General features: G+C 43.8%; 6 protein-coding genes. 2 read left to right on the plus strand and 4 right to left on the minus strand.

All coding sequences use genetic code 11. The features are described 5' to 3' along the window. Nucleotides 1–30 precede the first annotated feature (30 nt). The 4 genes from NWQ57_RS21580 to NWQ57_RS21595 all read right to left on the minus strand — a co-directional run bounded on the left by NWQ57_RS21580 (nt 31) and on the right by NWQ57_RS21595 (nt 3,293). Nucleotides 31–1,761 (minus strand): bifunctional protein-serine/threonine kinase/phosphatase, encoded by a 1,731-nt coding sequence (locus NWQ57_RS21580; protein ID WP_306024257.1) that lies wholly within the window; start codon nt 1,759–1,761, stop codon nt 31–33. 8 nt (nt 1,762–1,769) lie between these two features. Continuing rightward, nucleotides 1,770–2,213, minus strand: coding sequence for a cyanase (gene cynS, locus NWQ57_RS21585; protein ID WP_306024258.1), 444 nt, complete (start codon nt 2,211–2,213; stop codon nt 1,770–1,772). A gap of 68 nt (nt 2,214–2,281) precedes the next feature. Continuing rightward, a complete protein-coding gene (locus NWQ57_RS21590; RefSeq protein WP_306024259.1) occupies nt 2,282–3,103 on the minus strand; it encodes a formate/nitrite transporter family protein in 822 nt (273 codons plus the stop codon). A 4-nt stretch (nt 3,104–3,107) separates the two neighbouring features. Next, nucleotides 3,108–3,293, minus strand: a complete 186-nt coding sequence (locus NWQ57_RS21595; protein WP_306024260.1) for a hypothetical protein — start codon at nt 3,291–3,293, stop codon at nt 3,108–3,110. Between the two features lie 309 nt (nt 3,294–3,602). Between NWQ57_RS21595 and NWQ57_RS21600 the strand changes: the two genes are divergently transcribed. Continuing rightward, nucleotides 3,603–5,885 carry a YgiQ family radical SAM protein gene (locus NWQ57_RS21600; RefSeq protein WP_306024261.1) on the plus strand — a complete coding sequence of 761 codons (2,283 nt, stop codon included), beginning with the start codon at nt 3,603–3,605 and terminating at the stop codon, nt 5,883–5,885. 192 nt (nt 5,886–6,077) lie between these two features. Continuing rightward, entirely contained in the window at nt 6,078–6,977 is a 900-nt protein-coding gene (locus tag NWQ57_RS21605; protein ID WP_306024262.1) for a hypothetical protein, read from the plus strand. Nucleotide 6,978 lies beyond the last annotated feature (1 nt).

Below are 6,978 nucleotides of genomic sequence, written 5' to 3' on the forward strand. Positions count from 1 at the left end.
TTTTAACAAATATTTTTTGTTTTAGATCAATTAAACACTCAGTAAATATAGGATCACTAAGCACAATATCAGGCTGACAGATTGCCAAAACGCAACAGGGTCACGTTCTGCCAAAGGAGGGCGGGTTTTCGCGAGATAAGATTTATTGGGGTAACGTAAGTCATAAATAAATTCAGATAATTCGTGATAACGATTAAACGGATTAGGATGCAGGGCTTTTTTTAACGTGGCGTCAACCCAGGCGGGAATGGCTTTTTCATCGTGTAAAACACTTTGATATCGCAGTTTTCTTTGCGCCGCGCGGGTATTGGCTTGCGCCACTTTTGCGCCATATGGCAAGTTGCCTGTTAACATCTGATAGGCAATTACTGCCAGAGAAAACTGATCTGATTGCTCGCAACCTGCCTCACCTAAGAAGTATTCCGGTGCGCTATATTGAGCGGTGCCCAACAGAAGTTGGTTATTAAAGGGCGAGTTAATTTCTGCAAGTCCCGCCACTTTGGTCGAGCCGAAGTCAATTATTTTCACCATACCCGATGTATCGATCATGATATTTTGGGGCCTAAGATCTTGGTGTAGCATCTCAAGTCGGTGAAACGCACTGAGGCCTACGGCTATTTGCTCGATAATACCGCGCACTATTTCAAGAGTAGGGCTAGGGTTATCTAGCATCCATTGATAAAGAGTTTGCCCTTCAACATATTCAAAAACAGTATACAGGTACTGCCGTTGTTTAGACTGTGCGTGAGGCTTAAGTACATGAGGATTATTAATGCGCCGAGCAATCCATTCTTCTTGTAAAAATCGTTCGAGATAAGCCACATCATCGCTTAAATCGATAGAAGGTGTTTTTAGTACCAGTAGCGGCGAGCCTTCCTTGTTTGCTAATGGCCGAGCGAGGTAAACATGACTGCGACTACTGGCATGAATATTTTTTACGATAAGGTAGCCGTCAAATTCGTCTCTGACCTGCAGAATAGGAGGTTTTGCCAACTCGGTGAATTCGTGTAGTTTGTCGTTTACCGAAAGCTCTGGTAGCGAGTTTATACACACCACTTGGATGCTTAGATTATCATCACTATTATGTTTATAAGCCAGTTCTGCAATCTGCTGTGCTGCGGTAGATGGTGAGTCTGGACAGTAAGTGATTATGTCAATGATGTGCTGCTCGCTAACAAATTCATACACACCATCAGTCATCAGTAATAGCACGTCATTTTCTTGCAGGGCGAGCTGGCCATAATCAATCTCTAGCTGATATTGTACGCCCATGGCTCGGCTCAAGTAACTGTCTTTTTCATTGTGCCACTGGCGGTGGTCGCAGGTTAGCTGCGTTAGCTCGTTGTTGCGTAGTAAGTAAATTCTGCTGTCACCCACATGAAACCAATGGGCCGTAGTGGATTTTAAAATGACAGCACTTAAGGTGCAGACATAGCCTTTTTCTCGCTCAAAACGAAATTCGCTTTTTTGTGTTTGTGAAAAAAGCCACGCATTTAGCGCGGTGATAACGTGTAAACCTGACTTTTTCACTGACCATGTTTCAGCGCTACAAAAGTAGTCTTCTGCTAAGCCCTGAGTGACCGCTTGACTCGCCACTTGGCTGACTGAACTGGTGCTAATGCCATCGGCAATAGCACATACAATGCCTTTGGAATTTAGCAGAGTATCATTAGGCACAGTAAAACTCAGGGCGTCTTGATTTATTGCCTTACGCCCTTTATCAGAGTAGTGCCCTGAGCTAACTGTTAATTTAGGGACCATGCAGACTGCTAATAACTTTTATAAGGTAAAAACTTGCCAGACAGGGTTATTTTTACTCTGTCGCCTTTTGCATCGGCAAGGCGTTGTAAGTCCATATCAAAATCAATGGCACTCATAATCCCATCACCAAATTCTTCATGAATAAGGGCTTTAAATGTGCTGCCATAAACACTGATGAGTTCGTAAAAACGATAGATCAATGGGTCGCTCGGTATGGCGGTAGGCAAAGAGCCTTTGTAGGGCACGACTTGCAACTGAATAACCGCTAGTGGCGGAAGTTCAAGCAAGTCGCCGATTGTAGTAGCTTGCTCAGCGCTTAGGGTCATTTGGCCAAGTAGGGCTGCCGTGGTCCATTCTTTACTTTGTCCTATGGCTTTGGCTAATTGCGGCCAAGTCACTTGTTTCATCAGTTTTTGCGTAATAATTAGCTCTGTCACTTCGTTGCGTGTCATAAGGTTTTCCTTTGCTGTTTTATTTGCTTTGGTGCCTCACTCAAAGGAGCGAGGCTCCAAGTAGATGATTAAGCCACCGCTTTGACAGGGCGTTTAGCACCCGTTCTGACGTGAGTGCTATACAGCGTTAAGCCAGTAAAAGCTAAACCACCGACCAAATTGCCTAAAGCCGTGGGAATTTCATTCCAAATAAAATAATCCATCACTGAAAACTCACCGCCCATGATGATGCCGAACGGAAATAAAAACATGTTCACGACTGAGTGTTCAAAGCCCATATAAAAGAACAAAAAGATCGGCATCCACATGGCAATCACTTTGCCACTGACGTTGGTTGAAATCATGGCACCAACCACACCCAATGACACCATCCAGTTACACAACATGCCGCGAATAAAAATGGTAAACCATCCCGCTACACCATACTCGGCATACCCTAGGGTTCGAGCTTCACCGATAGTGGCAATTTTGGCCGCAACCGCTCCAGGATCAGTGTTAAAGCCATAACTGAAGATAAATGCCATCATGAACGCTACTGTTAAGGCGCCAGCAAAATTACCTAAAAACACTAAACCCCAGTTTCGCAAAACGCCTTTTACCGTAACCCCAGGGCGTTTATCTAATAAAGCAAGGGGACATAAGACAAACACCCCGGTTAACAAATCAAAGCCCATTAAATACAGCATACAAAACCCAACTGGAAATAAGATGGCTCCCAGCAGAAATACCCCTGTTTGTACGGCGATAGTAACCGCAAATACCGCCGCTAGAGCTAAAATTGCCCCGGCCATAAATGCGCGTATCAGGGTATCTTTAGTGGCCATAAATATTTTTGACTCACCCGCGTCCACCATTTTGGTGACGAATTCAGACGGAATTAAATAGGACATAGCCTTACCTCATTTTGTGTAATGTGTTGTTAATTGCATCTGCAGCGATGCCCCAATCATACTTATCTAACCAACTGTTGTGCTTGTCAGAAAATCGAGACCAAAAAAAACGGCGTCCTTCACCCCATCTGCCATGCAGATTAGTGAAGGACGCCGTTATCCAATTCGCTTTTTGTATTGTTAAAGTCATCGTTGACTTACAAGCAAGTAAGACAAAGCAAGGACTGAGCCACAGCGTTAAGGTGTTTGTTTTATTGGCTTTGGACTGTAAAATATCTCAGCAGCCTGTGAACTATGCACTGTAGCAGTGCGCACTTGCTTGCGAAAGGTTCGTTTACCCCTCCATAAGACAGGGTTGCGCACCATACCTGTCAGCAAATAGTGCTCTTCACTAGGGTTTATTTGATTTTGTTGCCAAGGGCAACAAAATCCTGCTCATGTGTCTCACCATTCTGTTATAATGCCGCCGATTTTTTGACCACCTGTTTTTAGAGATATTATGCCCACTATCCAACCAGCTAGCCGTGTTAAGCCCACTGAACGAATGAAAGCCGAACGAGGCTTATTCTCGTATCCCAAATATTGGGCTGAGTGCTATGGACCTGCGCCTTTTTTACCAATGTCACGCAAAGAAATGGATGCGCTTGGCTGGGATAGTTGCGACATTATTATTGTGACGGGCGATGCCTACATTGACCATCCTAGTTTTGGTATGGCAGTGATTGGCCGCACGCTAGAAGCTCAGGGCTTTAGAGTGGGGATTATTAGTCAGCCCAATTGGCACTCAAAAGATGACTTTATGCAGTTGGGCGAACCTAACCTATTTTTTGGCGTGACGGCTGGCAACATGGACTCCATGATCAACCGTTATACTGCGGACCGTAAATTGCGCCATGATGATGCGTACACCCCAAATAATGAGGGCGGCAAGCGCCCTGATCGTGCAGTAACCGTTTATACCCAACGTTGTAAAGAAGCCTATAAGAAACCCGTCGTAATTGGTGGCATTGAAGCCAGTTTACGCCGTATCGCCCATTACGATTATTGGTCAGATAAAGTGCGTCGTAGTGTGTTATTTGATTCAAAAGCCGATATGTTGATGTTTGGCAATGCTGAACGTCCCTTACTTGAAATGGCCCATCGTTTTGCTGCGGGTGAAACCATTGAGCAGATGCAAGATATTCGTGGCACCGCGGTTATCCGAAAAGAGCCCTTGCCCGGTTGGCAGGGCGTTGATTCGACTCACGTTGATGTGATTGGCAAAATTGATCCTATCACCAGTCCCTACGAATATATCGAAGATAAATGTGCCATTTCTTCTGAAGCAGAAAAACAAGCCGCCATTGACGCACAAAAAGCCAAACCCGTGGTGGTGCAGCCATACAAAGCAGGCACAGAACGGCGTAAGCCATGGGAAAATACCTATGTATTATTACCCCCATACGATGTAGTGCGCGCTGAAAAAACCCACTATGCCCATACGTCACGTATTTTACACCAAGAAACCAACCCCGGTTGTGCTCGCGCCTTAGCCCAGCGCCACGGTGATCGTATTGTGTGGATTAACCCGCCGGCCTTCCCCCTTGAAACCGAAGAAATGGATGCGGTCTTTGATTTACCCTACGCCCGTGTACCACACCCGAGTTATGGCAAAGCGAAAATTCCTGCCTATGACATGATAAAAACCTCAGTAAATATTATGCGAGGTTGTTTTGGAGGCTGTACCTTTTGCTCTATTACTGAGCATGAAGGCCGGGTAATTCAAAGCCGTTCTGAAGAGTCTATTATTCGCGAAATTGAACAAATTCGTGACAAGGTCCCTGGTTTCACTGGGGTGATTTCAGATTTGGGTGGCCCAACCGCCAACATGTATAAACTGCGTTGTAAAAGTCCAAAAGCAGAGCAAACCTGTCGTCGTTTGTCTTGTGTATGGCCCGATATCTGTGGCCATTTAGACACCGATCAAACCCCAACCGTGAATCTTTATCGCAAAGCACGCGAAGTTGAAGGGGTAAAAAAAGTCTTAATCGCCTCAGGTGTGCGTTATGACTTAGCGGTAGAAGATCCAAACTATGTGCGTGAGCTTGTTACTCACCACGTAGGTGGTTACTTAAAAATTGCCCCTGAGCATACGGAAAAAGCGCCGCTGGATAAAATGATGAAACCGGGCATGGGCAGCTACGATAAGTTTAAAGCCATGTTCGAAAAATACAGTAAAGAAGCAGGTAAAGAGCAATACCTCATTCCGTATTTTATTTCGGCCCACCCGGGCACTGAGGATATGGATATGCTTAATTTGGCTCTGTGGTTAAAAGAGCGTAATTTTAAGTTGGATCAGGTCCAAAACTTCTATCCATCGCCCATGGCCAATGCCACAACGATGTATCACACCGGCAAAAACCCTATTCATAAGGTCAATCATAAAAGTGAAGTGGTGAATGTACCGAAAGGTGAAATTCATCGTCGTTTACATCGTGCTTTTTTACGTTATCACGATCCGGCTAACTGGCCATTGTTGCGTAAAACCTTACAAGAAATGGGTAAAGCGCATTTAATCGGTAACGGTCCGAAGTGTTTGGTGCCAGCAGAGAGTCGCAACGAGTTAAAAGGGCGTGAGCAAAAAGAGTACGCTAAGCGTTCAGTGAATAAAGCGGTGGCGCGGGGTAAAAATCCAAATGCCGCCAAAGCGCAGCAAGGCTTAACCCGCTTCAGTGATAACCAGCCCCACAACAAAGCGGGTAACACGGCGCAAAAGCCTAATAAATTTAAAAATAAGGGCTAAACAAAACAAGCTTCTTTTCAATCACTTTTAGATTGTGATTAAATGTTGACAGAAGTTGGTGGTTTTCAGGTAATAATGATTAAGTAATCAATCACTGTAGTTTGCTAGGAAATATGATGTGGCTCGCTTCCCTGAAATGGTTTTGTTTATTGAAAATATCAAACCTAAAACTTAAAAATAAAGGACGTTACAATGGGTAAAGTTAGTAGAAAACTAATTGTTTTAGTGTTGATTGTTTGTGTCGTGATTATTGCATTTTTTCTTTACCAAAAGTCTCAACAACCCGATTTAATGTTTGATGATGACTTTGTTATTGAAATGTTCGAGAAGAATAAAAAGCTGACAACAGAGTTGCAAGAAGCCTCTACAGGTACCTTAGCGCAGCAGCAAAGCGTAAACGATCTGAAAGAAGAGCTATCAGCGGCGCTAATGGAGAAAAACCTTCAGGTCGAAAATCTGAATATTTGTGAAAACCAGAAAAATGCTATCGTGGCGTCGCTCAATGAGAGTCAAGACAAGTTTGAAAAAGACGTAGCGTCGGCAAAACAGATCAGTCAGCAATGTAGCCAAAATATGAAAAAGCTACCAATACTCATGGCTGATGTTGACGCGTATAAAAAACAACTTGAAATCAGTCGAGCAGAAAACAACAAGCTTGTTGCTGAACTGGAAGCGTTGAGCAGCAAAGAGCAGGAGCTAAATAGCAGCTACCGTGTATTACAGAAAAAAATGGATTTGATTTATTCTGAAAGTGTTCAGATGAGAGAAGACTTGTTTAAACCCATGTATTTAAAAGAAGTCTTTGTCACTCCTAAGTTTTGCAACCAAGTGATGAGTGCAGATGAAGTGTGTTTAGACAGTGTCTTGGTTTTACCAAAATTCAGTAAGATCCCTTATACCAAGGTAGTGATTAAATTACTCGATCCGAGCGACAATGTGATTGGAAATACCGTTTATAATCAGCAAGAAAATAAGATCACTCAGTTTGAAATGCAGCGCCGTAAAGAATTTGCTGCGGGTGAATTTACTATCGTTGTTGAAGCGGATAATCAGGCTTTACGTTCTAGTCACTTTATCGGTGAAAAACCATAGC

Source organism: Paraglaciecola sp., from assembly GCF_030730205.1.
In the GTDB taxonomy this organism is placed as follows: Bacteria; Pseudomonadota; Gammaproteobacteria; order Enterobacterales; family Alteromonadaceae; genus Paraglaciecola.

Bases quoted from the DNA above. Each gene is read 5' to 3' on its own strand.
- NWQ57_RS21580 (WP_306024257.1), bottom strand. From the start codon at position 1,761: ATGGTCCCTAAATTAACAGTTAGCTCAGGGCACTACTCTGATAAAGGG.
- cynS (WP_306024258.1), bottom strand. From the start codon at position 2,213: ATGACACGCAACGAAGTGACAGAGCTAATTATTACGCAAAAACTGATG.
- NWQ57_RS21590 (WP_306024259.1), bottom strand. From the start codon at position 3,103: ATGTCCTATTTAATTCCGTCTGAATTCGTCACCAAAATGGTGGACGCG.
- NWQ57_RS21595 (WP_306024260.1), bottom strand. From the start codon at position 3,293: ATGACTTTAACAATACAAAAAGCGAATTGGATAACGGCGTCCTTCACT.
- NWQ57_RS21600 (WP_306024261.1), top strand. From the start codon at position 3,603: ATGCCCACTATCCAACCAGCTAGCCGTGTTAAGCCCACTGAACGAATG.
- NWQ57_RS21605 (WP_306024262.1), top strand. From the start codon at position 6,078: ATGGGTAAAGTTAGTAGAAAACTAATTGTTTTAGTGTTGATTGTTTGT.